We start from the raw sequence: 25,801 nt of genomic DNA, 5'->3' as shown, positions 1-25,801 counted from the left end.
GCCGGCACACAAACGGAAAAAGCGCGACAATCAGCCTCATTGCAGTTCGGACGGAGCAGCACCATGCATGATGCAGTCCTGATTCAAGTGGCCGGTTCAGTCGCGGCGATCGCGCTCTATTTCCTGCCGGCCGTCATTGCCGACCGGCGCGGCCGGCACGACAAGCTGACGATCGCGATGTTCAACGCGCTGTTCGCGTGGACGGGCATCGGCTGGCTGATGACGCTGTACTGGGCGTGCCAGCCGAACCCGCGCACCGACGTCGCGCAAACGATCCTGGCAAAGCGCCGCGGCGTCAGCATGCGGACCTTCTCGACCGGCCTCGTCGAACGCGTGCAGCGCCGCGTCGCCGCCCAGGAGCAATGGGCGGAAAAGCAAGGCTGCCGTTAAGTCCCTCCTTCCCCTTCACCGATTCGCGTCGAACTTCGGCATCCTGACGTTGGTCGACGCGCGGTAATCCCACTTCAGTGCGTCGCGCGGCGGCCAGCCGCCCGCGCGCAACCGCGCCGCGAACGCCCCCGCCGTCACTGCCCGTGCGATCCGCTCGCCCGGACACCCATGCGGCCCCGTGCCGAAGCCGAAATTCGGCCCCGCCGGGCGGCCGGGCGTCAGCCGGTGCGGATCGCGATGCACGGCCGGATCGCGGTTCGCCGCGGCCAGCACGACGAGGATCGCGTCGCCGGCTTCGACGCTCACGCCTTCGATCGTCGTGCGTGCCGCGACGAAGCGGCGCGTGTTCTGCACCGGCGTATCGAAACGTCCGACTTCGGCGACGAATGCATCGAGCGCGGCCGCGTCCGGCACCCCGCCTGAGTCGCCCACGTCGCCGTTCCATGCCACGAGCACATTGCCGAGCCATGCGGCGGTCGCCTCGCACGTCTGCGACAACAACCCGACCAGATTCGCAACCAGCGCGCCGCTCGCGTGCCAGCCCGACGCGCGGGCCGCCTGCTGCACCGCGGCGACCAACGTGCCGTCGTGTGCACGCGACTGCGCGACACATTCCGTCATCCGGTCGAGCAGATGCCGCGCAGCGTCGCTCGCGCGCGCCAGCGCCGCGGCATCCGACAGCGGCGACAGCGCGGCGACGAACTCGACGACGCGCGCCGCGATGTCGTCGAGCTGCGTTTCGTCGAAACCGAGCAGATCGGCCACCGCGCACACGGGCACGGTCATGCACCACGCGTTCAGCGCGTCGGCATCGCCGGGCGCCGGCAACCGCCGCGCGGCGAGCACCTCGGCGCGATCGCGCAATGCATCCGTATCGATCGGCGCGAACGCCGCGCGCAACGCCTGCTTCGGCACGTCGTGTCGCGACGCGCCATCGTTCATGCGCACCAGTTCGCCGAACAGCGCGCCGGCCGTCGTGCCGCGCAACGCGGGCGGCACCGGCGCGTCGAGCGGGCGCACGCGGCAGGCCGGATGGCATAGCACGGCCGTCACGGCCGCCGCGCGGCTCGCGACCCACAGGCCGAGCGTGGCGTCGAACGCGAGCGGCGGCCCGTCGACGAGCGCGGCGTAATAGGGATAGGGATCGCGGTGCGTGACCGCGGCAATGGGATCGGTCGGGTTCATGCGCCCAGTATCGGCGCAGTGCGCCGCCGCATGTTTCGGGATTGCGTGAAATGTCGCTGCACGGACGCCGCGCGTCGCGACATCGCGGCGGCCGGCCGGCGTCAGGCCGCCGATCGATAGCGGTGCGACTGCATGCGCAGCCGGACCCGCCCGGCCGAAATCGCACGCGGCTCGGGCACCACCGTGTCGTGATGGAACATTTCCTGCCGGAACTCGCCGCTTTCGTCGAACCACTGGCAGATCAGCCAGTCGTCGTCGTCGAACACGACCGGCCCGGCATACGTGACGGTCATGCGCGGCCCGCCCGTTTTCAGCGTCACGACATCGCCCACGCGAAACCTGACGCGGTGATTTTCTCGGATCGTCATCGCTCTCTCAGCTTTTTATATATTGAATATATTGATATTCCCGGCGGCCCACTTACCGGTCATTGGAACGTGCCGCAGATTATCAATCAAAAAATCATCCGGCAACTCCCGCGCACGGAAACGCTCTGAACGAGAACCTGCAACAATGCGCGATATCGTCACGCACGACGGCCCGCCGGGCGTCAGATCTGGCGCGGCTGGCGCGCCGGCGGCAGCAGAATGGGCGGAAATGCGGAGAATAGACGATGATTTTCGCGCCATCATCGACGATTATTCGGACGCGAAATCGGTTGATTATTGTCAATCAATGTTTCGGTGGAAACGATTCCCGATTTTATTAGGGTTCATTCGTCTGACAAAATCGGCGAATTATCCGGCGCGGCAAACCAGCGGTTGATATCGCTTCCCGGCACGGCTGCCCGGGTAAAGGTGAACGTGCCGTCGCGCCGCATCTCCGTCGCCGCGCGCAGGAACGCGCCGAGCGCGGCCCGCGCCAGCGCGCCGCCGACGCTGACGCGCTTCACGCCGAGCGCCGCCAGCTCGTCGAGGCTCAGCAACTCGCCCTGCAGGCCCATGACGACATTGACGGGCGCGCCGACCGCCCGCGTCACCGCCGCGATCTCGTCGGCATCGGTGATGCCGGGCGCGTACAGCACGTCGGCGCCGGCGTCGCGATAGGCGACGAGCCGCGCAATCGTGTCGTCGAGGTCGCGGCGGCCGTGCAGATAGTTTTCGCAGCGGGCGGTCAGCGTGAACGGAAACGGCAGCGCGCGCGCCGCGTCGACGGCCGCCGCGATGCGCTCGACCGACGCGTCGCGCGCATAGATCGGCGTATCGGCGCGGCCCGTCGCATCCTCGATCGAGCCGCCGACCGCGCCCGCCTCGGCCGCCAGCCGGATCGTTTCCGCCACCGTGTCGGGTGCGTCGCCGAAACCGTTCTCGAGATCGGCGCTCACCGGCAGGCCGCCCGCGGCGACGAGATCGGCGATGTGATCGAGCATCGCGTCGCGGTCGATCGCGTTGTCGGGCTGCCCCTTCGAAAACGCGTAGCCGGCGCTCGTCGTGGCGAGCGCCTCGAAGCCGGCCATCGCGAGCAGTCGCGCGGTGCCGGCGTCCCACGGGTTCGGGATGATGAATGCGCCGGGGCGCGTGTGCAGCGCACGGAAAGCTTCGGCGTGGCGGGCTTGCTGGTCGGAACGGGTCATCGTGAACTCCGGGAAGGTGTTGACGGTGAGCTTACGCCGGTCGTGCACGCGACGTTTCAGCGTTTGCCGAAATGTCGCCGCGCAACCCGGAAGAATGTGCGCCAAAGCCGAATGCAGGCCACCGCGCCGGGCCGCTCGCGTCAATTTACGTCGATGCAGACGCCCCGCCGTCGATGCCGAGCAACACGTCGGCGACGGCCTCGGAGAACCGCATCGCGCGACCGTCGATCAGCACGCCATCCGGATTCGACGGATCGCGCACCGCTTGCGGCACGCTGTGCGCGATCAGCACGCGCGCGCACGCTTCCCAGTCGGGATCGCCGACGCCCTCCGGTTCGTTGACGGACGCCCAGGACAGCGTACCGAGCGCGTCGCTGCCGAATCCGTGCAGCTCACGCCAGCTTGCGCCGCGCGCGAGCAGGAACGCCAGAAGTTCGGCATCGCCGCGGAACACCGCGTGATTCAGCGCGCTCGCATCCCAGTCGCCGCCGCGCGCGGCGATCGGCCAGCCCAGCTCGACCATCACCTTCACCGCCTCGCGCGAGCCCCACGCGGCGGCGTCCGGCAGTAGCCGCAGCCGGTCGTCGGACAGCGCACCGGGCAGCTCGGGATGCTTCGCCTGAATGCGCCGTGCGTCGTCGGCATCGGCCCGCGCGCAGGCCGCCACGAACGCATCTTGTGCGTCGAGCGTCTCCTCGGCTCCGGCAGCGCGCAACAGCGCCGCGACGTCGGACAACCCAGCCTGCATCGCGAGCCGGTACGCGCTGACGCCCGCCGCGGTCCGCGCGCGGGGGTTGGCGCCGGCTTCCAGCAGCGCGGCGACATGGCGCGCCGGGCAACGCACGGCGATCGCGCGCAGCAACGGCGCGCCCCACGTCTTCGTCGGTCCTTCGCCGGCCGGTTCGTTCGGGTCGCCGCCGTGCGCGAGCAGCAACTCCAGCGCGGCCGCGTCCGGCACGTCGAGCGCGCGCCGCAACGCATTCGTCCCGCCCACCCGTGCGCCGTGCTCGAGCAGCAGACGCGTGCACGCCGGATTCTCCACCGAGTGATACAACGATTCGCCGTCGTTCGGATCGGCGCCAGCTTCCAGCAGCATCGCGGTGAGCGCCGGATCGCGATTGACGCCGGCGGCGCCATACAGCGCCGACAGCGGCGCCGACGCGTCGGGCTCGGCGAGCGAGGCCGGCGGATACCGGTTGCCGATCCGCTGGTTCGGATCGGCGCCCGCATCGAGCAGATGACGCGCGCACGCACGCAAACTGGGCGCGAATTCGGGAAGCTGCCCGAGCCGCGAATGCGTGACGGCGACGAGCGGCGGCAACTTCAGCGCACCGCCGGCGCACGCGATCCAGCCGGGATCGGCGGCCAGCGCCGCCTTCACCGCGTCGAGATCGCCCGCCGCGCATGCGATGATCGGGTCGACCGACACGAGATCGGGATGATCGCGCAGCAGTTGCGCGGCGACGCGCGGCCGGGCCGCGTCGAAACCGCCGGTCACGTCGGCGCCGTAGGCGAGGTCGAGCCAGCGCCGGCTCAACAGCGAGCGCGGTTGCCGCGCGAGCGCATGCGTTTCGACGAACGCGCCGAGATCGGCCCATGAAGCAAAGCCGTACTCGCGTGCGATGCAGGACTGCGCGTCGTGCAGGCGGAGCCCGAGCGTGAGCGTTTCGTCATGCGTGCAATGCGCGGCGGCGGGCAGCGATGCGACGAAGCGCGCGACGGCACCGGCGTCGCCCTGCCGGTACAGGCGCAACAATGCCTTGGCCTGCTTTTTCAGATGATCGGGATGAGCGTCGGGAGGCAGCTTTTTCATGCGAATCCTTGTGCATGGATGGCCGAAGGTCCGCAATACCGCCAGCACGAAGGATGGGGGAAGACTGGATTTGCCGCGACAGGTGGGTTGAACCCTTTCCGCGGACCCGGAAGCGACCTGCATCGCTGCCCGGTATCGTAGGCGACGGCCGTCGGCATCGTCAACCGTGCCGCGCGGCGCCGCTCAGCCCGCGAGTTTCTTCGTCAGGAAGATGCGGGTGTGCCCGACCGGATAATCGGGCAGCTCGCCGAAGCGGACATAGCCGCGCTTCTCGTAGAACGGCCGCGCCTGGAAGTCGAACGTGTCGAGCCACGCGCTGTGGCAGCCGCGCGCGACGGCCTCTCGTTCGGCCAGATCCATGATGCGCGTGCCGGCGCCCTGGCCGCGCGCGGCCTCGGGCACGACGAGCAGGTCGACATGCAGCCAGCCGAACGCCGTGCCGCCCCACAAGCCGCCGACCACCGCGCCGGCTGCGTCGGTCACGATCACAGCCAGCGGCCGGAAGTCGGCCGGGCCGGCCTGGCTTTCGTTGAAGCGGACGAGCGGCGCGACGATCTGCTTGCGCACCTCCGCGTCCGCCGCGTCGGTCACTGCATAGGTCAACGTCATCGGTTACGTCGGGTAGTCAATGAAAGTGGGTTCAACCAGCCGCACATCCCCGCACACGTCAAACGACGTACGCGCCCTTCGCGTGCAGTTCCGCTTCGGTCCGCTCGAGCGCCGCGATCGCGTCGCTGCCTTCGAGCGCCAGCAACTGCGCGACCAGCGTCTCGGCCATCGCATGCGCGGCCACCAGCGACGGAAAGAACGACGGGCTGTCGTGCGTGAAGATCAGTTGCGCGTCCGCGTGCAGCGCGATCGGCGATACCGCACTGTCGGTGATCGCGACGATCTTGCTGCCCTGCGCTTTCGCCGCCTGCGCAACGCGCGTCGCCTCGGCCGAATACGGCGCGAAGCTGACGATCACGGTCACGCTCTGCTTCGCGATCGTGCGCAGCTCCATTTCGAGCGAACCGGCGACGCCGTTGAGCAGCGACACGGTCGGACGAAACAGCCGGTAGCCGTAGACGAAACCGAACGCGACCGGATAGCACGAGCGGAACCCCGCCACATGCACGTGCGATGCCTTGCGGATCAGCTTCGCGGCATCGGCGAGCGCGTGCTCGTTCTGCGCGGCGGTCGCCGACAGGTTGTGCTGCTGCGCGGCGAGCAGATCGTGCGCGAGCGACGCCTTCGCGTCGGGCCGCACGAGCGAGCGCGCGCGCTGCGTGAGCGGCTCGGGCCGCGTACGCACACGCGCGACGCACAGGTCGCGCAGCTCGTTCCAGCCGGGAAAGCCGAATTGCTGCGCGAGCCGCACGAGCGACGCAGGCTGGACCTGCGCGCGCTGCGCGACCTTGCGCATCGACGACGTGGCGACTTCGTCGGGATGATCGAGCAGGAAGGCGGCGCCCGCCTGGAATTGCGGGCTCAGCTCGGAAAATTGCGCCCGGATCCGGGACGCGAGTTCGTCGAAATTGGCGGCCATCTTGGTGGGAACGGGAACCGGTCGTCCATGGTATCACCGGCCCCGCGTCCACCGGTCAGCGCAGCACTTCGACGTGATCGGCGTCGACCTTCACGCGGCCCGACCATTTGCGCTCGAATTCGCCGGTCAGCTTCACTTCGTTCTGGTCGCTGACGGGCTGCCCCGCCGCCCACAGCTTGTGGTCGATCTCGACGCGGATCGTGCCGGTGGCGTCGGCGAACTCGTAATCCTCGCCGCCGACGTGCTTGACGATGCGCCCCTGCAACTGCACGTGCTGGTCATCCTTGCCGTTGGCGAGCAGCTCCTTCACGGTGGTCGTGGTCAGCGCGGACGGCCCCGTGTATTGCGCGTAGACGGCGGCAGGCAGCGCGACGAGCGCGACCGCCAGGATTCTGGCCAGGTGTTTCATGATCTCGGTCCTCTTCTTCGATGTGGCGCCGCGCTCCGTTGAACGCGACGGCGCCAGATTACGGACCGTAAGATTAAGCAAACCTGAAGGGCATGCCGAAGTGACACGGTGCCGCATTGGACGAGTACGAAAACCGCGCCGCGCACCGCGCGCATTTAAGCTTGGCCTAAGACGCGTACGCTTATCATGGGAATCCCGGGCGCCACAGCGCCCCCGTCGGAGAGACACGAATTCATGCGCGTACTGCTCGTCGAGGACGATCCGCTGATCGGCAGCGGGCTCGAACAGGGCCTCAAACAGGAAGGCTTCGCGGTCGACTGGGTGAAGGACGGCGACGCCGCGTCGCTGGCGCTGCGCGCGACCGGCTACGGGTTGCTGCTGCTCGATCTCGGGCTGCCGAACCGCGACGGTTTGTCCGTGCTCGCCGCGCTGCGCCGCCGCGACGAAAACCTGCCCGCGATCATCATCACCGCACGCGACGGCGTGCCCGACCGCATCGCCGGCCTCGACAGCGGCGCGGACGACTATCTCGTCAAACCGTTCGAGCTCGACGAGCTGCTCGCCCGCATCCGCGCGGTCAACCGCCGCCATGCGGGCCGCGCGCAGACGACGCTCGCGATCGGCCCGCTGCGGCTCGATCCCGTCAAGCACCTCGTCTGGCTCGACGACGACGAAGTGCCGCTGTCGCCGAAGGAATTCGTGCTGCTGCACGAGCTGATGCGCGAACCGGGCGCGGTGATTTCGCGCGAACAGTTCGAGGAACGGCTCTACAGCTGGGGCGAGGAAATCGAGAGCAACGCGGTGCAGGTGCATATCCACAACCTGCGCAAGAAACTCGGCCACGACATGATCCGCACGGTGCGCGGCGTCGGCTACCGGATCGGTGACGGCACGTGACGCGCATGCAACGCGCGGTCGCGCGCTGGCGCAACGCGTCGCTGCGACGGCGCCTGCTGACGTGGCTGCTGCCGGCCGCGTGCGTGATCGGCCTGGTCGCGAGCGCCGGCACCTACTGGGGCGCGCTGCGCGAACTCGACGACCTGCTCGACGACCAGATGCGCAGCATGTCGAAACAGATCGTGGTCGGCCCGAACGGCGAGCTGTCGTTCAGCAATCACGCCAAAGGCAAGCACGGCTTCGAAGCGAGCGACCCCGACGCGGTGCTGCTGCAAGTGTGGCGCAACGGCACGCTCGTGTATTCGACCGACCGCGATTCGAAGCTGCCGGCGCCCGCGCAGCAGGGCATCGCGAGCGTCGACGTCGGCGGCCAGCCATGGCGCACCTATGTGACCGAGCGCGGCGGCACGACGATCCGGCTCGCGCAGGCGCGGCATGCGCGCTGGGAGGCGATCGCGGGCATCGCCGTCCACCTGCTGTGGCCGGTGTTCTCGATGCTGCCGCTGCTCGCGCTGGGCCTGTGGTTCGGCATCGGCGCGGGGCTACGGCCGTTGCGAGCGATCGCGTCCGGTCTGAAACGCAGGAATGCGAACAACCTCGAACCGGTCGACGTCGCATCGATGCCGAACGAGGTCCGCCCGCTCGCCGAAGCGATCAACGACCTGCTCGCGCGCCTCGACCGCTCGTTCACGCTGCAGCGCCACTTCATCGCCGATGCGGCGCACGAACTGCGCACGCCGATCATGGGGCTGTCGATCCAGTCGCAATTGCTGCGGCGCGCGGCGAGCGCCGAGGAACGCGAGCACATCCTCGCGCAGATCCAGGCGGGCACGACGCGCCTCGGCCACCTCGCCGAACAGTTGCTGACGCTCGCGCGCCTCGAACCCGATGCGCAGGCGGCCGTCGCCGCGTCGGCGCCGGTCGATCTCGCCGCGCTGTGCCGCTCGGTGGTGTCGGACCGCGCGCGCGTCGCCGACGCGCATCGGATCGACCTCGGCGCGATCGTCGACGCCCCCGTGATCGCCGCGGGCAATGCGGACACGCTGCGCGTGCTGCTGAACAACCTCGTCGACAACGCGATCCGCTATGCGGGCGAAGGCGCACGCGTCGACGTGTCGGTGCGCATCGATGGCACGACGCCCGTGCTCGAAGTCGCCGACGACGGCCCCGGCATCCCGGAAGCCGAACGCACCGACGTGTGGGAACGCTTCTATCGCGGCGAAGGTGCGCAGGCCGCCACGTCGTCGGGCAGCGGGCTCGGGCTGTCGATCGTCAAGCGGATCGCCGAACAGCATCGCGCGAGCGTCGCGCTCGGGACCACGCGCGGCGGGCGCGGGCTGACCGTCACGGTGCGCTTCCCGCCGCCGGCCTGACGCGCGGGCGGCCGAAGGCTTGTCCACAGATAATGTTGGCAAGCTTGTGGACAACCTTCCATTAACGGCACCAAGCCCTTGATCGGAAAGGGATTGTCGTGCGTGCGCGGCAAATGCGCCGGCCCGGGGCAAGCAAGCACGCATGCGTCACTTCTCGTGAACGATCCGCTCGACCCAAAGCCCGGTCGAGGTCTCGTAGATGTTCGCGTGCTCTCCCACGCTGCAATACAAACACCCCTTCTTCTGTGGACGCTCGCCCGTCAATTTGACAACCAGTTGTCCATTACGTAAAATGGTTGTCAATTTACGACCCAAGCTGATCATGACGAAATCCGACAAGTTGACCGCCGTCGCGCTATCCGTATTCCGGTTGAACGGCCTGCTGATCGAATGGGGCAACACTTTCGCCGGGCCGCACGGCTTGACCAGCGCGCGCTGGCAGGTGCTGGGCGCGATCTCGATGGCGCCGGACGCGCCGAACATCCCGCAGATCGCCGACACGATGGGCATCACGCGGCAGGCCGTCCTGAAACAGATCAACGTGCTGACCGACGAAGGGCTGGTGCTGTCGTTGCCCAATCCGGCGCACAAGCGCTCGCCGTTGTATGCGCTGACGCCGCGCGGCGAAGCGGCCTATCAGGCCGTGGTCGAGCAGTGGCAGCGGCATGTCCGCGACATCGCCGGCGACTTCAGCTCGACCGACCTCGACGCGGCGCTGCGCGTGCTGTCGGCGATGTCCGGCGCGCACGACCAGGACGGCCACGCGTAGCCGCCCACTTGCCCTCTACCTCACCAGGAGCCCCGATGCCCCAGTTCAAGCCGATGGATCCGGCCTTTCCGATCCAGCAACAGATTGCGATCGACGCTGAGCCGGTCGTGCTCGTCAACGTGTTCACGCTGGCGCCCGCCGACGAAGCCGATTTTCTCGCCGCCTGGAAAGACGACGCGGCTTTCATGAAGCGGCAGCCGGGATTCATCTCGACGCAGCTTCATCGCGCGCTCGGCGACAGCCCGACTTACCTGAACTACGCGATCTGGGAATCGACGGACGCGTTTCGCGCGGCCTTCACGCACCCGGAGTTCGTCGCGAAGCTGTCGGCCTATCCGTCGTCCGCCGTCGCCAGCCCGCACCTGTTCCAGAAGGTCGGCGTGGCCGGTATCTGTACGGCGTGAGCCCGCGTGCGAAGCGTGGCAGCGTGTGGCGTCCCGCCGCATCGCGAACGCGGACTTCTCCACAGAAAATGTTGGCAAGCTTGTGGATATCCTGCGCACCACGACGCTAAACCCTTGATCCGATGGACTTTGGCACGCGTGATGCAGACGCGGCGTGCGTCATGGCCGTCGCGCACACCGCTTCGCCGCACTTCGCATCACGACGCCACGGCGATGTAGTCCCGATGCACGTCCGATGCTCGTCTAACCCCGCACGCAGGCCGGGCCGGTACTGCGCCACTTACCCACAGATTGTGTTGGCAAGCTTGTGGATATCCTGCGCAAGCCTGCACTAACCCATTGATCGGTCTACGGTTCGTGCCGCGTGTCACCGTTTCGGCAGCGCGCGGTAGCGGCTCGCGCGAACACGGACGATTCAGTGCGATCGCAGCGCTGCGCCGATGCCTTGACGCCCCCGCCCGTCACCCATCAAGATCACGCAAGCCGCACGCGGCCGCGCAGCGCCGGGGACGCGCGTCGGCGCCACGGGCCGGCCGTTCCGCCGGCACCGCATGACGACATTTCAATCCGAGGAAGACCATGGAACACTTCACCGCGTGGCAATTGCTCATCTCGCTCGTGCTCGTCGCCATCGTCGTCTATCCGTACGTCCGCATCGTCCGGCGCACCGGACATTCGGGCTGGTGGATCCTGACGATGTTCGTCCCGGTGCTGAACTTCGTCATGCTGTGGGTGTTCGCGTTCGCGCGCTGGCCCGCCGTCGGCGATCGGCAGCCCTGAGCGTTGCCATCGCGGCAGCGCGCGGGCTTGTCCACAGATTGTGTTGGCAAGCATGTGGATAGCCTGCGCATACCGCGATCAAGCGCTTGATCCGAACGACTTTGTCCGCGCTGCTTCGAAAGCGGCACACGGCCGCGCAAGCGCCGGTTGCGTGCCGCCTCGGCGCGTGACGCACCGCCTCCCACGCCGCCTGCCATGCTTGTCCACAGATTGTGTTGGCAAGCGTGTGGATAGCCTGCGCATACTGGGGCCAAGCGCTTGATCCGAAAGACTTTGTCCGCGCTGCTTCAAACGCGACACGAGAGCGCATGTCGCGCCGGGCGCCGCTGCGCGCGGGCTTGTCCACAATTTTTGTTGGCAAGCATGTGGATATCCTGAGCATGCGCGATCTAAGTCGTTGATCGCACAACGTTTGACCGCGCGGATCACGACTGCGGCACGGCGCGCCCGCGGCGCTCGCCACGCACGCCGTGCCGCGCCGCTCAACCGAACGTCTGCGCGACGATGCGCGCGACCGACGCGATCACGTCGTCCTTCGCCCGCGCATCGGCTCGCGTCTGCGTGTAGTACACGGCCAGCACGATCGGCGCGCGCGACGTCGGCCAGATGACGCCCGCGTCGTTCGTCGTCCCGTAGTCGCCGGTACCGGTCTTGTCGCCGACCGCCCACCCGGCCGGCACGCCCGCGCGAATCCGCTTGTCGCCGACCTTGTTGCCGCGCAGCCACGCGACGAGCTGCGCACGCTGCGCGGCCGGCAATGCGTCGCCGAGCGTCAGCACGCGCAGGCTGGCGGCCATCGCAGCGGGCGTCGTCGTATCGCGCGGGTCGCCCGGCAGCGCGGTATTCAGTTCGGTCTCCCATCGATCGAGCCGGAATGTGTCGTCGCCGATCGAGCGCGCATAGGCCGTTACCGCCGACGGGCCGCCGATCAGCTTCATCAGCAGGTTCGCGGCCGAATTGTCGCTGTACTGGATCGCGGCCTCGCACAGCGCGGCCACCGTCATGCCCGCGCCGACGTGCTTCTCCGACACCGGCGAATAGTTGACGAGGTCGGCCTTGGTATAAGTCACGCGCTGTTGCAGCAAGCCCGGCCGCTCGACGCTCTGCGCGAGCACCGCCGCACTCAGGATCGCCTTGAACGTACTGCAGAACGGGAAGCGCTCGCCCGCGCGATGCTCGATGACGCGACCGCTCGCCGTGTCGATCGCGCACACGCCGAGACGGCCGCCCGCATCCCGCTCGAGATCGGCAAGCGTCGTCGCCGCCGCGGCAGGCGCAATGGCGTCCGCGGGAGCCGCCGCTGCCCGCGTGGCTTCGTCCGGTGCAGCGCCCTGCCGCGACGCGCACGCGGTGACGGTGAGAACGAGCGGCGCCGTCGCGGCAGCCAGCAACAGGGTTCGACGTTTCGATGAGTAGGTCATGTCGGTTGTCTCGTGGTGGAATGGCGGCGAAACGGCGTCGAGGGTTTGAAAACGGCCGGCCGCCGAGACCGCACTATCGAGACTTTACGGTTGCCTGACAAGCAACGATAATTGAGCGCTGACAAAAGAAATTCTTATGACGAAGCTCCGCCCTCATCTTCCGCTCAATGCGTTGCGCGCGTTCGAATCGTCGGCGCGCCACCTGAACTTCACGCGCGCCGGCCTCGAACTGAGCGTGACCCAGGCCGCCGTCAGCCAACAGGTGCGCTCGCTCGAGGAGCGGCTCGGCTGCACGTTGTTTACGCGGCTGCCGCGCGGTCTCGGGCTGACCGACGAGGGACGCGCGCTGCTGCCGGTGCTGAGCGACGCGTTCAGCCGCATCGAGACGGTGCTCAAGCAGTTCGACGGCGGGCGTTTCCACGAGGTGCTGACGCTCGGCGTCGTCGGCACCTTTGCCCTAGGCTGGCTAATGCCGCGGCTGAAGCAGTTCGGCGACACGCACCCGTTCGTCGAGCTGCGGCTGCGGACCAACAACAACGTCGTCGATCTCGCCGCCGAGGGCCTCGATTTCGCGATCCGCTTTGGCGTTGGCAACTGGCCGGCGACGCGCAACGAGCGGCTGCTCGATGCGCCGCTCACCGCGCTGTGCACGCCGGACATCGCACGGCGCCTCGCGCAGCCGGCCGATCTCGCGAACGAAACGCTGCTGCGCTCGTATCGCACCGACGAATGGCTCGGCTGGTTCGACGCCGCGCAGCTCGAACCGTGGGCCGTCAACGGGCCCGTGTTCGATTCGTCCCGGCTGATGGTCGAGGCCGCGATGCAGGGGGCGGGCGTCGCGCTCGCCCCCGCCTGCATGTTCGCGCGCGAACTGCAGCTCGGCTTGCTCGCACGACCGCTCGACATCGACGTGCGCGCCGGCGGCTACTGGCTCACGTCGCTGAAGTCGAAACCGCTGACGCCCGCGATGACGCTCTTTCGCGACTGGATCGTGGCGGAAGCGGCGAGCGCCGCGCCCACCGAATAGCGCGGCCGCGCTTGTCCACAGAAAGTGTTGGCAAGGATGTGGATATCCTGGGTACCCGGCGCCTAAGCCCTTGATCGCGCACGCATTCGCGCGCCGATACACGGCGCGGGCAGCCTTTGCGCACGGGCTTCGCGGCCTGCGGCATTCCGGCCTGATCCTCAACCATTGCGACGCAATCGATTGCGAGTTGTCCACAGATTTTGTTGGCAAGCCTGTGGATATCCGTCAGATCAGACGCGTAACATCTTGATACACAAGGGGATTCGATCCACGGACCTTGACCGGTCAAGGGTGTGGCACCGGAACGATGGTCGAACCGCACACCGCGCACGCGCGGCGCACCCGGCCGAGGGACGGCCGGGTTCTCCACAGATTGTGTTGGCAAGCTTGTGGATATCCTGCGTATCGGGCACCTAACTGATTGAGCGCACGGGCTTTTGTGCTTCGTCTGCCGAATCGGGCAGCGCGTGCGCCGCCCGTGCATCAATGGCGGTCGAGCCCGCCGCGCAATTCGCTCGCCTTGTCGCGCAGCGCTTCGTAGCCCGAACGCGCATGCTCGGGCAGGTCGGGATCGCCGATCAGCGCACCGAGCGTTTCGATCAGGCTGAACAGGATGCCCTTCGCCGCGCCGACCGCGATGCTCTGCGATTCGATCGACTTGTGCAGGTGGTCGACCGCCGCTTCCAGATGCTCGAGCTTGTCGCCGTCGTCGGGCCGGTTGTCGGTCGTCATCGTCTACCTCCGCCATCGTTCAAGGGTCATGTCACGATTCTATGCCGCTGCGCGCGAACGTGGCGCGACATCGCGCAACGTTCGCGCAGCCGGCCGCTACAGCACCGCGACCACCTTCACGCGGCCCGGCTGCTCCGCCGCCGCGACGACCTGGCCATCGACGCGGCGAAACGTCAGCGACACGGTTTCGTCGCCGACGCGCAGCGCGTCGATCCGCAGCCAGTCGACGCCTTCCGGCAAGGCCGGGCGCTCGACGCGCACCTCGTGGCGCGACGCGTCGATGCTCACGCCGAGGCACGCCTGCAGCATCATGAACGGCGCGCCGGCCGCCCACGCCTGCGGCAGGCAGGCCACCGGATACGCGGTCGGCGGTTCGCCGCGCCGGCGCGGGAACCCGCAGAACAGCTCGGGCAGGCGCATCTCGAAGCTCACCGCCGCCTCGAACAGCGCGCGCAGCAGATTCACCGCCGCCGTCTTGTCGCCGTAGCGCGCCAGGCCGCGCGCGATCAGCGCATTGTCGTGCGGCCACACCGAGCCGTTGTGGTACGCCATCGGGTTGAAGCGCGGCTGGCCGGCCGCGAGCGTGCGGATGCCCCAGCCCGTCTGGAACAGCGCGGAGCCGAGCACGCCGGCGACCGCCGCGCCGCGCTCGGCGTCGGGCAGCCCGAATGCGAGCAGGTGGCCCGCATTCGACGCGAACACGCGGCACAGCTCGCCATGACCGTCGAGCGCGATCCCGTAGAAGTCGCCTTCCGGCATCCAGAACAGCGCATCGACCTGATCACGCAGCGTCTTCGCGCGCAATGCGTAGCGCGTCGCGTCGGCCGCATGGCCGCGCCGGTGCGAGCACGCCGACATCGCGTCGAGCGCCGCGCATGCATAGGCCTGCACTTCGACGAGCGCGATCGGTCCATCCGGAAAACGGCCGTCCGCATGGAACACCGAATCGTGGCTGTCCTTCCAGCCCTGGTTCGCGAGGCCGCGCTCCGACGTGCGCTGGTAATCGAGTAGCCCGTACGGATTGCGGTCGCACTTGTCGATCACCCATTGCGCGGCGCGCTCGAGCGCGGGCCACAGCTCGTCGATCAGCGCGTCGTCGCCGGTACGTTCGGCATAGGCGCCCGCGAGCACGATGAACAGCGGAGTCGTATCGACGCCGCCGTAGTACAGCGCGAACGGCACCTCGCCGGTCGCGGCCATCTCGCTGCGGCGGAACTCGTGCATGATCTTGCCGGGCTCCGCGTCGCGGAACGCGGAGGTCTCGCGCGCCTGGTGCTCGGCGAGAAAACGCAGCACGCCGCGCGCGAGCGATGGCTGCAGCCACAACATCTGCAGCGACGTGATGATCGCGTCGCGGCCGAACGGCGTCGAGAACCACGGAATGCCCGCATACGGGTACGGCCCCGTGTCGAGCTGCGTCGTGAGCAGCCCGAGATCCGCGAGCGAACGATCGAGCCACGCGTCGAACAGCGGATTGCCGGTGTTCACGCGCGCCATCGACTCGCGCCGCGTCCGCATCTCGCGATGCACGCCGACGAGCGCGGTGCGCAACGCGACGCGGCCGCAACCGGGCCCTTCGGCCTGCGCGGGCCCGAGCGTCGCGTCGACGGTCAGGTAGATCGACACGCACGCCTGCGCGGGGATCGTCAGCGTGTAGTCGGCACGATCGACCGACAGCGCGTCCGGCGCCGGCGAGAAATGCACGGTCACGTTGCGCTCGACGCCGTCGAGGCCGTCGTAGCGCAGCCGCACCGCACCCGCGTCGACGCGCGGCGCGCCCACCGTGCCGCGCTTCGGCCGCTGCGTGCCGCGCACTTCGAACATGTCCTTGAAATCGGCCGCGAACGACAGCGACAGCGGCACCTCGGCTTCGCTCGCGCCGTAGTTCGTCAGCGTCAGCGCTTCGTACAGCACGTCGCCGGCGAGCACGCGCAGCCGCTCGATGTGGATCACGCCCTCGGGCGTCTCGTGGCCGCCAAGCGGCGGCAGCGGGCGGTTCGTCAGGTGCGCGGTGAACGACGCGTTGTCGGCGCTCGTCGCGCCCGACAGCAGCGACGGCGCGCGGCCGCCGAACGTCAGGCGCCATTTCGACAGCACGCGCATGTCGTCGACGAACAGGCCGTCGTCATGCCCGCCGATGTCGCCGAGCGCGTCGCTGACCACGAACGCGTCGCCGGATTTCAGCACGTACTGGTTGTTGCGCGCGAGGACCTGCGGATCGGCTTCGGGCGCGATGAAAGCGGGACCCGACGCGGGGGTCGGGGGAACCGGCGCGACTTGCGGCGCCTGCGTCGTCGTGGCTTCGGCGTGATTCGGCATCGATGCTCCTGTGTCGAGGCGCAACGCGCGGCGCGCGTCGCGTGTTTCGCACAGGATAGGCCAGAACGGCGAACGTGCGCAGCGCCGAAACGGCCGCGGCGCGCTGCGACGTTGCTTCGTCGCAGCGCGCCGCGCACGGCACCTCAGTTGCCGGTCAGAATTTCCACAGGATGTTGCCGAGGATCGCGTTGTCGCGCACGCCGCTGCCGTACTGGCCGCTGTACGTGAGGCCGAGCGTCAGGCGCTTCGTGATGTTCGCGTCAATGCCGGCTTCGAGCACCGCGCTGTCGCGCGCAATCGGCACGCCCGACACCTGGAACGACGTGCCACCGTTCGCGAACGTGAACGCCGACGACGGCCGCACGTTGCCGAACGCATGCCGCCAGCCGACCGTCCCGCGCGCGGTGAACGTGCCGCTCGCGATCGGGCCGAGTTGCGACGCCGCGCGCAGGCCGAGCGTCGAGAAGCCGACGTGGGTCGTCTCGCCGCCGGCACGCAGGGCCGCCGCGCCGCCGGTTTCGGTATAGCCGTCGGTATGCAGGTTCACATACGCGAGGCCCGCGAACGGCTCGATCGCGACCGGCCCGACCGGCAGCGCGTAGCCGACTTCGCCGAACACCTGCGCCGAATTCGCGTTGTAGCCGGCCGAGTCGTGATCCGAGAAGCCCGCGAAGCCCGGATAGCGGTCGCTGTTGATGCGATACCACGTGTACGACGCGCCGCCGCGCACGCCGAGCGCGCCGTACTGCGCGCCGCCGTACAGCGACAGGTAGTAGCTGTTCACCGCTGCCGACGAACTCTGGTCGTTGTCGAGCGAGCTGTGCGTGACACCGGCGGCCAGACCCGCGCGCCACTTGTCGTTGAGCGCCATGTCGGCGCCGGCGATGAAGCCCGTCATGCTGCGGTTGATCGACGACGCGTTGCCATCGCCGGCGAGCCTGCTGCGGCCGCCGAACGCCTGCCCCCAGACGACCGGCTGATAAGGCGTCCCGCCGTAGCACCCGTCGCGCGAACCGATCCGGCGTTCCGGCGGCAGCGTCGGGTCGACCACGCCGGCCGTGTTGTCGCCGCACAGCGCGGCGCCGCCCGACGACAGGGCCGCGAGCGGGCCCGATCCGGGCGCGAGGCCCTGACGGACGCGATCGGTCACCGCGTCGCGCACATAGCGGCTGTCGAGCAGCAGCATGCTCTTCAGGCTCGCCTGCAGTTCGCCGCCGAGCAGCCCGTACGCGCGGCGTGCGGTCGGCGCGTCGGTCGTCAGCACCGTGTCGTACAGCGGATTGCCGGTGCCGAGCGCGGCCACCGCGGTCGCGACCGAGCGCTGGTTCGGCGTCGTCGCGACGTCGGGCAGCGACGTGCCGTTCTGAACCAGCCGCAGATAGACGTGACCCGGATCGTAGCTGAGGGTCGGCGTCAGGAACGCGTAGTTCGCGCTCACCTGGGTGAACGCGCCCTGCACGCCCGACGACGCGCTGAGGATCGTGTACGTCGTGCTCGGCTGGTAGCCGCTCTGGTTCGCGAGCACCTGCACGGTGCCGCCGTTCAGCGTCGCCGTGCCGCTCGCCGCGAGACTGCCGCTTTGCTGCGGCGTGGCGGCGACCTGGAACATCGAACCCGGCTGGAACGTGACGTTGCCGCCCACGTTCAGCGCCGCGCCCGGTTGCGTGGCGGCCGCCGTCGCGCCGCCCTGCACCACGAGGCCGCCGATCGTGCCGGTGCCCGTCAGCGTCGCGCCGTTCTGCACGGTGACGGTCGACTGGCCGAGCGAACCGTTGACGGCCAGCGTGCCCGCACCGACCGTGGTCGGGCCGCTCAGCGTGCTCGTGCCGGTCAGGGTCAGTTGTCCGCTGCCGGCCTGGGTGAGGGAGCCGGTGCCGGACAGCACGCTCGCGATCGTCACATTGCCCGATTGATTGACGATCAGCGCACCGTTGTCGACGACGTTGCCGGCCACGCTACCCGACGTGCCGCCGTTGCCGAGCTGCAGCGTGCCGCCGGCCGCGATCGTGGTGCCGCCCGTGTACGTGTTGTCGCCGGTCAGCACCTGCGTGCCGCTCGCCACCGTCACACCGCCCGCGCCACCGATCGTGCCGCCGAACGTACTGCTGCCGCTGCCGTTCAGCGCCAGTGCATTCGCACCGAGATTCACGTTCGTGCCGGCCGCCCCCGACAGCGCACCGACCGTTTGCGTGCCGGTCGCACCGCTCACGTCGAACGTGGCGCCGGTACCCGCGAGATTCACCGCGCCCGTCGACGCGAGGCTGCCGCCCGCGCCGAGTGCGAGTGTGCTGCCGCCGTTGATTGTCGTGCCGCCCGTGTACGTGTTCGCACCCGTCAGCGTCTGCGTGCCGGTGCCGGCCAGCGTCACACCGCCCGTTCCGCCGATCGTGCCGCCGAACGTGGTGTTGCCGCTGCCGTTCAGCGTCAGCGCATTCGCGCCGAGATTCACGTTCGTGCCGGCCGCGCCAGCCAGTGTGCCGATCGTCTGCGCGCCCGTCGCACCGCTCACGTCGAACGTCGCACCGGTGCCCGCGAGATTCACCGCGCTACCGGACGCGAGACTGCCACCCGCTCCCAGCGCAAGCGTGCTGCCGCCGTTGATCGTCGTGCCGCCCGTGTACGTGTTCGCGCCCGTCAGCGTTTGTGTGCCCGTGCCGGCGAACGTCACGCCTGCCGTTCCGCCAATCGTGCCGCCGAACGTACCGTTGCCGCTGCCATTCAACGTCAGCGCATTCGCGCCGAGATTCACGTTCGTGCCGGCCGCGCCGGTCAGCGTGCCGAGCGTCTGCGCGCCCGTTGCGCCGCTCACGTCGAACGTCGCGCCGGTGCCCGCGAGATCCACGGTGCCGCCCGACGCGAGGCTGCCGCCCGCGCCGAGCGCGAGCGTGCTGCCGCCGTTGATCGTCGTGCCGCCCGTGTACGTGTTCGCGCCCGTCAGCGTTTGCGTGCCCGTGCCGGCGACCGTCACACCGCCCGTTCCACCGATCGTGCCGCCGAACGTACCGTTGGTGGCGCCATTCAGCGTCAGCGCATTCGCGCCGAGATTCACGTTCGTGCCGGCCGCGCCAGCCAGTGTGCCGATCGTCTGCGCGCCCGTCGCACCGCTCAGATTGAGCGTCGCACCGGCGCCGGTGAGGTTCACCGCGCCCGTCGATGCGAGGCTGCCGCCCGCACCCAGCGCCAGCGTGCCGCCGCCGCTGATCGTCGTGCCGCCGGTATACGTGTTCGCGCCCGTCAGCGTCTGCGTGCCGCTGCCCGACAACGTCAGGCCGCCGGTGCCGCCGATCGCGCCGCCGAACGTGCTGCTGCCGTTGCCGCTCAGCGTCAGCGCGTTGCCGCCGAGGTTCACATTCGTGCCGGCTGCACCGGCCAGCGAACCGATCGTCTGCGCGCCCGATGCGCCGCCCAGATCGAACGTGGCCCCCGTGCCCGCGAGGTTCACGGCACCGGTCGCCGCGAGGCTGCCGCCTGCACCGAGTGCCAGCGTGCTGCCGCCGTTGATCGTCGTGCCGCCCGTGTACGTATTCGCGCCCGTCAGCGTTTGTGTGCCGGTCCCCGCCAGCGTCACGCCGCCCGTCCCGCCGATCACGCCGCCGAACGTACCGTTGCCGCTGCCGTTCAGCATCAACGCGTTCGCGCCGAGGTTCACGTTGGTGCCGGCCGCGCCCGACAGCGTGCCGAGCGTCTGCGCGCCCGTCGCGGCGCTCACGTCGAACGTCGCACCGGCCCCCGCAAGATTCACCCCACTGCCCGACGCGAGACTGCCGCCCGCGCCAAGCGCGAGCGTACTGCCGCCGTTGATCGTCGTGCCGCCGGTGTAGGTGTTCGCGCCCGTCAGCGTCTGCGTGCCGGTGCCGGCAAACGTCACGCCGCCCGTGCCGCCGATCATGCCGCCGAACGTGTTGTTACCGCTGCCGTTCAGCGTCAGCGCATTTGCACCGAGATTCACGTTCGTGCCGGCCACACCGGTGAGCGCGCCGACCGTCTGTGCGCCCGTCGCACCGCTCACGTCGAACGTCGCAGCCGCGCCCGCGAGGTTCACCGCGCCCGTCGACGCGAGGCTGCCGCCCGCGCCAAGTGCCAGCGTGCTGCCGCCGCCGATCGTGGTGCCGCCCGTGTACGTGTTCGCACCCGTCAGCGTTTGTGTGCCGGTCCCCGCCAGCGTCAGGCCACCCGTCCCGCCGATCGTGCCGCCGAACGTGTTGTTGCCGCTGCCGTTCAGCGTCAGCGCGTTGCCGCCGAGGTTCACGCTCGTGCCGGCTGCGCCGGTCAGCACGCCGACCGTTTGCGCGCCCGTCGCACCGCTCACGTCGAACGTCGCACCGGTGCCCGCGAGATTCACCGCGCCCGTCGATGCAAGGCTGCCGCCCGCGCCGAGTGCCAGTGTACTGCCGCCGTCGATCGTCGTGCCGCCCGTGTACGTGTTCGCCCCCGTCAGCGTCTGCGTGCCGGTGCCAGCGAACGTCACCGCGCCCGTCCCGCCGATCGCGCCGCCGAACGTGTTGTTGCCGCTGCCGTTCAGCGTCAGCGCATTCGCGCCCAACGCCACGTTCGTGCCGGTCGCGCCGGTCAGCGCGCCGATCGTCTGCGCGCCCGACGCGCCGCTCACGTCGAACGTCGCCCCCGCGGCCGCGAGGTTCACGGCACCGGTCGCCGCGAGGCTGCCGCCTGCGCCGAGTGCGAGCGTGCTGCCGCCGCCGATCGTCGTCCCGCCCGTGTAGGTGTTCGCGCCCGTCAGCGTTTGCGTACCCGCGCCGGCCAGCGTCAGGCCACCCGTGCCGCCGATCGCGCCGCCGAACGCGTAGTTGCCCGCGCCGCTCAGCGTCAGCCCGTTGCCGCCGAGGTTCACGTTCGTGCCGGCCACACCGGTCAGTGCGCCGATCGTCTGCGCGCCCGATGCGCCACCCAGGTTGAACGTCGCACCCGACCCGGCCAGGTTCACCGTGCCGGTCGACGCCAGGCTGCCGCCCGCGCCCAGTGCCAGCGTGCTGCCGCCGCCGATCGTCGTGCCGCCCGTATAGGTGTTCGCGCCGGACAGCGTCTGCGTGCCGGTGCCCGACAACGTGAGACCGCCGGTGCCGCCGATCACCCCGCCGAACGTGCCGCTGGCCGTGCCGCCGAGCGTCAGTGCGTTGCCGCCCAGGTTGACGTTGGTTCCCGCGACGCCCGACAGCGCGCCGAGCGTCTGCCCGCCCGCCGCGCCGCTCAGATCCAGCGTCGCGCCGGCGCCTGCCAGGTTCATCGCGCCGGTCGATGCGAGGCTGCCGCCCGCGCCCACCGCCAGCGTGCCGGCATTGATCGTCGTGCCGCCCGTGTACGTGTTCGCGCCCGTCAGCGTCGTGGTCGCCGCGCCGTTCTTCACGAGCGCACCCGCGCCGGAAATCGTCCCGCTCAGCCCGAGCGCATTGCTGCCGCCGAGCGTCAGCGTATTGCCCGTCCCGATATCGATCGCATTGCCGACCGTGAGGTTCGTGTTCGTATCGAGCGTGGCCGAGCCGCCGACGTTCAGTGCACCGGCGCCAAGCGCCCCGCTGTTGCCGAGCACAAGGCTGCCGCTATTGAGGTTCGTCCCGCCGGAATAGGTGCTCGCGCCATTCAGCGTCTGCGTGCCGGTGCCCGCGAGCGTCAGGCTGCCGGTGCCGCCGATCGCACCGCTGAACGTGCCGCTGGCGGTCCCGCCCAGCGTCAGTGCGTTGCCGCCGAGGTTGAGGTTCGTACCCGTGACACCCGACAGCGCACCGAGCGTCTGGCCGCCCGTCGCGGCGCTCAGGTCCAGCGTCGCACCGGCGCCTGCGAGGTTCATCGTGCCGGTCGATGCGAGACTACCGCCCGCCCCGATCGCCAGCGTGCCGCCGTTGATCGTCGTGCCGCCCGTGTAGGTATTCACGCCGGTCAGCGTGGTGGTAGCCGCACCGTCCTTCACGAGGCTGCCCGCGCCGGAAATCGCGCCGCCCAGTGCGAGGTTGTTGCTCCCCCCCAGCGTCAGTGCAGCACCCGTGCCGAGATTGATTGCATTGCCGACCGTCAGGCTCGCGTTCGTATCGAGCGTGGCCGAGCCGCCGACGTTCAGCGCGCCGGCGCCCAGCGCCCCGTTGTTGCCGAGCACGAGACTGCCGCTATTGAGGTTCGTCCCGCCGGTGTAGGTATTTGCGCCGTTCAGCGTCTGCGTGCCGGTACCCGCCAGCGTCAGGCTGCCGGTGCCGCCGATCGTGCCGCTGAACGTGCCGCTCGCGGTCCCACCCAGCGTCAGCGCGTTGGCGCCGAGGCTCACGCTCGTGCCGATGCCGCCCGACAGCGCGCCGATCGACTGCGCGCTGCCCGCGCTGATGTCCAGTGCGGCCCCCGGATTGACCAGGTTCACCGTCCCCGTGGACGACAGGCTGCCGCCCGCGCCGATCGCCAGCGTGCCGGCGTTGACCGTCGTGCCGCCGGTGTACGTGTTCGCCCCCGTCAGCGTCGTGGTCGCCGCACCGTTCTTCACGAGCGCACCCGCGCCGGAAATCGCACCGCTCAGCCCGAGCGCGTTGCTGCCGCCGAGCGTCAGCGTATTGCCCGTCCCGATATCGATCGCATTGCCGACCGTGAGGTTCGTGTTCGCATCGAGCGTCGCCGAGCCGCCGACGGTCAGCGCGCCGGTGCCGAGCGCCGAGCCGTTGCCGAGCACCAGTCCGCCGGCATTCAGCGTCGTGCCGCCTGCATAGTTGTTCGCGCCCGACAGCGTGAGCGTCGCCGCACCGTTCTTCACGAGACCGCCGCCGCCGGAAACCACGCCGCCGAGGCCGAGATCGGTGCTGCCGCCCAGGGTCAGCGTCGTGCCCGTCGCGAGGTTGACGCCGTTCGCGAGCGTCACGTTGGTGGTCGCATCGAGCGTCGACGAGCCGTTCACGTTCACCGCGCCGATGCCGAGCGACGTATTGCTGCCGACGACGAGGTTGCCGCCGTTCAGGTTGGTGCCGCCCGTGTACACGTTCGAGCCCGTCAGCGATTGCGTGCCGCTGCCCGACAGCGTCACGCTGCCGGACCCGCCGATCGTGCCGGCATAGGTCGCATTGCCACTGCCGTTGAGCGTCAGCGAATTGGCGCCGAGGGTCACGTTCGTGCCGGCCGCGCCGGCCAGCGAGCCGATGGTCCGCGCGCCCGACGCACCGGTCACGTCGAACGTTGCGCCCGCACCGGTCAGGTTGACCGTGCCGGTCGCCGACAGGCTGCCGGCTCCGTTCAGCGCGAGCGTGCCGCTGTTGATGGTCGTATCGCCCGTATACGTATTCACGCCGCTCAGCGTCGTGGTTGCCGCGCCGTTCTTCGTGAGGCCGCCGCTGCCGCTGATCGTGCCGGTCAGCCCGAGGTCGTTGCTGCCGCCGAGCGTCAGCGTCGAGCCGGTGGCAAGATTGACCGTGTTGGCGAGCGTCACGTTCGTGCTCGCGTCGAGCGCCGCCGACGCGTTGACGTTCAGCGCGCCGATGCCGAGCGCCGAATTGTTGCCGACCACCAGGCCGCCGGCGTTCAGGTTCGTGGCGCCCGTGTAGCTGTTCGCGCCGGACAGCGTCAGCGTGCCGCCGTCGTTCTTCGTCAGCGCGCCGACACCCGACACCCCGCCGGACAGCGTCAGGCCGGTCGCACCCTGCACCGTCAGGCCGCCCGCGCCAAGCGACACGTTGTTGGAGACGTTGAGTCCCGTCGTGCCGGCCTGCAACGCGCCGCCGTTGCCCGTGACGGTACCGGTGCCGAGCGACGCGTTGTTGTTGATGATCGCCACGCCGCCCAACAGCGTCGCGTCCTGCGCGGTGGACGCGCCGTTGATCGTCCAGTTGCCGCTCGTGACGTCGAGGTGATTGAAGTTGATGTAGTTGTTGGCCGCGATCGTGCCGTTCGCCGCAGTTCCCTGCTGCAGGTTGAGCGTGTTGTTGCCGCCCGCGCCGCCGTCGACCACGCCGGTTGCCGCCACGCCGAGCGTGACCGGCCCGACCGTGATGTTGAATGCGCCGCCGGTGCCACCGGCCGTGTTGACCGACGAGCCCGTCACGGCATTGAACGTATTCGTGCTGTTCGCCCCCATCGACACGCCGCCGTTGATCGTGCCCGAGTTGGTGAACGTATTGCCCTGTCCCGGTGTGCCGCTCGACCCCAACGACACGCGACCGGTGATCGTTCCGCTGTTCGTCATGTTGACCGTGCCGCCGCCGTACGCGGCGACCACCGGCGCATCGGCGCCGACGAGGGTCGCGCCGACCAGCGGGGAGGAGCCGATCGTACCCGTATTCGTAATCGTCGACGTGCCGCCCGCGCCGTTTTGAACCGACAGCGCCATGCCCGTCACGCCGCTGATCGCGACGCCGGTCGAGCCCATCATCGTGCCGTTGTTGGTCACGGTCGTGGTGCTCGCCGCCGCGTTGCCGACCACCGTGCCGCTCGACAGCACGCCGAGCCCCGAGCCGAGCGCCGACGGGTCGATCGTGCCGTTGTTGGTCAGCGTGACGTTATTGCCGGTCAGCGACATCGCCGTGCCGCCGACGCCGAGCAGCACGCCGACGCTCGCACCGGGGTTGACCGTCGCGTTCAGGTTGTTGGCGCTGTTCGAATAACTGGGCGCCAGCGGATTCGCGACGCCGGAACAGGTCACCGTGGTGCCCGCCGTGCTGCAGGTCGCGTGGGCGGGAACGATGCCCGCGCCCGACAGCGCCAGAAACACGCCCGTGGGCAACAGCAGTCTCGGAAACGGCTCACCCGCTTTTTTCGAACGCGCAATAGTCATGCTTTCCCTCGTTATTGATTTCGGCTTTGGTATTGGTATTGCGGCCACACCGACTGACGCACGGCAGAAAATCACGGATAAAAGCGTCCGCTCCGGCAATCGCGACGCGATGTCGGTTGATTCATGGATGAATTTTTTAACAACCCGGGAATGCAGGTTCGAAACTAGTCGAATGACATGATGGTGGCCCCTGTATTTTTGCAGCGACTTTCTGGTTGATTTGATTACCGCCCTGCTTTTATCAGACAAGGCTATATCAAACTCGAGCCGTTTTCCAGTCGATATTTCCCCGTCGGATCAAGGGCCAAGGGATATGTACTTTTTACTCCCCGACAGGCTCGTGGCAATAACATCCGGCACGTTTTTCGCCGGTGCTTTTTGACATTTCTCAAAGATATCGGATGCGCCGCATCCGTGAAAACACTGATA

General features: G+C 69.0%; 20 protein-coding genes. 9 read left to right on the top strand and 11 right to left on the bottom strand.

Annotated features, from left to right (window positions below; all coding sequences use genetic code 11):
* Window positions 1-63 precede the first annotated feature (63 nt).
* A complete protein-coding gene (locus BLS50_RS28680) occupies window positions 64-390 on the top strand; it encodes a superinfection immunity protein (protein ID WP_006480800.1) in 327 nt (108 codons plus the stop codon).
* Window positions 391-405: 15 nt separating this feature from the next.
* Here BLS50_RS28680 and BLS50_RS28675 read toward each other — a convergent pair whose 3' ends face one another.
* Together BLS50_RS28675 and BLS50_RS28670 are read right to left on the bottom strand one after the other, a co-directional pair.
* Window positions 406-1,575, bottom strand: a complete 1,170-nt coding sequence (locus BLS50_RS28675; RefSeq protein ID WP_074806023.1) for a cytochrome P450 — start codon at window positions 1,573-1,575, stop codon at window positions 406-408.
* Window positions 1,576-1,676: 101 nt separating this feature from the next.
* Window positions 1,677-1,943: a YodC family protein gene (locus tag BLS50_RS28670; RefSeq protein WP_006480798.1), complete on the bottom strand. Its 267-nt coding sequence runs from the start codon at window positions 1,941-1,943 to the stop codon at window positions 1,677-1,679.
* Between the two features lie 145 nt (window positions 1,944-2,088).
* Here BLS50_RS28670 and BLS50_RS35640 point away from each other — a divergent pair, with 145 nt between their 5' ends.
* The gene (locus BLS50_RS35640) at window positions 2,089-2,340 is read left to right on the top strand and encodes a hypothetical protein (protein WP_143028384.1); all 252 of its coding nucleotides are present in this window, start codon (window positions 2,089-2,091) and stop codon (window positions 2,338-2,340) included.
* Here the strand turns inward: BLS50_RS35640 and BLS50_RS28665 are convergent.
* The 5 genes from BLS50_RS28665 to BLS50_RS28645 form a co-directional block, all read right to left on the bottom strand.
* Window positions 2,288-3,148, bottom strand: a complete 861-nt coding sequence (locus tag BLS50_RS28665; protein ID WP_074806815.1) for an isocitrate lyase/PEP mutase family protein — start codon at window positions 3,146-3,148, stop codon at window positions 2,288-2,290. The genes BLS50_RS35640 and BLS50_RS28665 overlap by 53 nt on opposite strands.
* Before the next feature lie 145 nt (window positions 3,149-3,293).
* Window positions 3,294-4,961, bottom strand: coding sequence for an ankyrin repeat domain-containing protein (locus BLS50_RS28660; RefSeq protein WP_074806019.1), 1,668 nt, complete (start codon window positions 4,959-4,961; stop codon window positions 3,294-3,296).
* A 183-nt stretch (window positions 4,962-5,144) separates the two neighbouring features.
* Window positions 5,145-5,570: a GNAT family N-acetyltransferase gene (locus tag BLS50_RS28655; RefSeq protein ID WP_027808068.1), complete on the bottom strand. Its 426-nt coding sequence runs from the start codon at window positions 5,568-5,570 to the stop codon at window positions 5,145-5,147.
* A gap of 58 nt (window positions 5,571-5,628) precedes the next feature.
* Window positions 5,629-6,489 (bottom strand): MurR/RpiR family transcriptional regulator, encoded by an 861-nt coding sequence (locus BLS50_RS28650; protein ID WP_027812727.1) that lies wholly within the window; start codon window positions 6,487-6,489, stop codon window positions 5,629-5,631.
* A gap of 55 nt (window positions 6,490-6,544) precedes the next feature.
* Window positions 6,545-6,898, bottom strand: coding sequence for a YgiW/YdeI family stress tolerance OB fold protein (locus tag BLS50_RS28645; RefSeq protein WP_074806016.1), 354 nt, complete (start codon window positions 6,896-6,898; stop codon window positions 6,545-6,547).
* A 234-nt stretch (window positions 6,899-7,132) separates the two neighbouring features.
* Here BLS50_RS28645 and BLS50_RS28640 point away from each other — a divergent pair, with 234 nt between their 5' ends.
* From BLS50_RS28640 to BLS50_RS28620, 5 genes are all read left to right on the top strand, one after another.
* A complete protein-coding gene (locus BLS50_RS28640; protein ID WP_011547236.1) occupies window positions 7,133-7,795 on the top strand; it encodes a response regulator in 663 nt (220 codons plus the stop codon).
* A gap of 5 nt (window positions 7,796-7,800) precedes the next feature.
* Window positions 7,801-9,168, top strand: coding sequence for an ATP-binding protein (locus BLS50_RS28635; protein ID WP_412668074.1), 1,368 nt, complete (start codon window positions 7,801-7,803; stop codon window positions 9,166-9,168).
* 322 nt (window positions 9,169-9,490) lie between these two features.
* Window positions 9,491-9,937, top strand: coding sequence for a MarR family winged helix-turn-helix transcriptional regulator (locus tag BLS50_RS28630; RefSeq protein ID WP_074806010.1), 447 nt, complete (start codon window positions 9,491-9,493; stop codon window positions 9,935-9,937).
* Between the two features lie 35 nt (window positions 9,938-9,972).
* A complete protein-coding gene (locus BLS50_RS28625) occupies window positions 9,973-10,341 on the top strand; it encodes an antibiotic biosynthesis monooxygenase family protein (protein ID WP_060211865.1) in 369 nt (122 codons plus the stop codon).
* A gap of 579 nt (window positions 10,342-10,920) precedes the next feature.
* Complete coding sequence (locus tag BLS50_RS28620) at window positions 10,921-11,121, top strand: DUF805 domain-containing protein (protein ID WP_011547232.1); 201 nt, start codon at window positions 10,921-10,923, stop codon at window positions 11,119-11,121.
* 482 nt (window positions 11,122-11,603) lie between these two features.
* Here the strand turns inward: BLS50_RS28620 and blaPEN-B are convergent, their stop codons facing one another.
* Window positions 11,604-12,542 (bottom strand): PEN-B family class A beta-lactamase, encoded by a 939-nt coding sequence (gene blaPEN-B / locus BLS50_RS28615; protein WP_074806007.1) that lies wholly within the window; start codon window positions 12,540-12,542, stop codon window positions 11,604-11,606.
* 136 nt (window positions 12,543-12,678) lie between these two features.
* Here blaPEN-B and penR point away from each other — a divergent pair, with 136 nt between their 5' ends.
* Entirely contained in the window at window positions 12,679-13,569 is an 891-nt protein-coding gene (gene penR, locus BLS50_RS28610; protein ID WP_027808062.1) for a beta-lactamase transcriptional regulator PenR, read from the top strand.
* Window positions 13,570-14,052: 483 nt separating this feature from the next.
* Here the strand turns inward: penR and BLS50_RS28605 are convergent, their stop codons facing one another.
* The 3 genes from BLS50_RS28605 to BLS50_RS28595 form a co-directional block, all read right to left on the bottom strand.
* Window positions 14,053-14,301, bottom strand: a complete 249-nt coding sequence (locus tag BLS50_RS28605; protein ID WP_027808061.1) for a hypothetical protein — start codon at window positions 14,299-14,301, stop codon at window positions 14,053-14,055.
* A 96-nt stretch (window positions 14,302-14,397) separates the two neighbouring features.
* On the bottom strand, window positions 14,398-16,620 hold the full coding sequence (locus BLS50_RS28600) for an amylo-alpha-1,6-glucosidase (RefSeq protein WP_027808060.1): 2,223 nt from the start codon (window positions 16,618-16,620) through the stop codon (window positions 14,398-14,400).
* A gap of 154 nt (window positions 16,621-16,774) precedes the next feature.
* Window positions 16,775-25,372, bottom strand: a complete 8,598-nt coding sequence (locus tag BLS50_RS28595; RefSeq protein ID WP_080486933.1) for an autotransporter-associated beta strand repeat-containing protein — start codon at window positions 25,370-25,372, stop codon at window positions 16,775-16,777.
* Between BLS50_RS28595 and BLS50_RS28590 the strand changes: the two genes are divergently transcribed.
* On the top strand, window positions 25,371-25,553 hold the full coding sequence (locus BLS50_RS28590) for a hypothetical protein (protein WP_074806003.1): 183 nt from the start codon (window positions 25,371-25,373) through the stop codon (window positions 25,551-25,553). The genes BLS50_RS28595 and BLS50_RS28590 overlap by 2 nt on opposite strands.
* Window positions 25,554-25,801: the final 248 nt, after the last annotated feature.

Origin of the sequence: Burkholderia orbicola, from assembly GCF_900100915.1 — a bacterium.
Lineage (GTDB): Bacteria > Pseudomonadota > Gammaproteobacteria > Burkholderiales > Burkholderiaceae > Burkholderia > Burkholderia orbicola.
The sequence above is the reverse complement of the archived record's forward strand: the minus strand, read 5'-3'. Positions and strand labels throughout refer to the sequence as shown.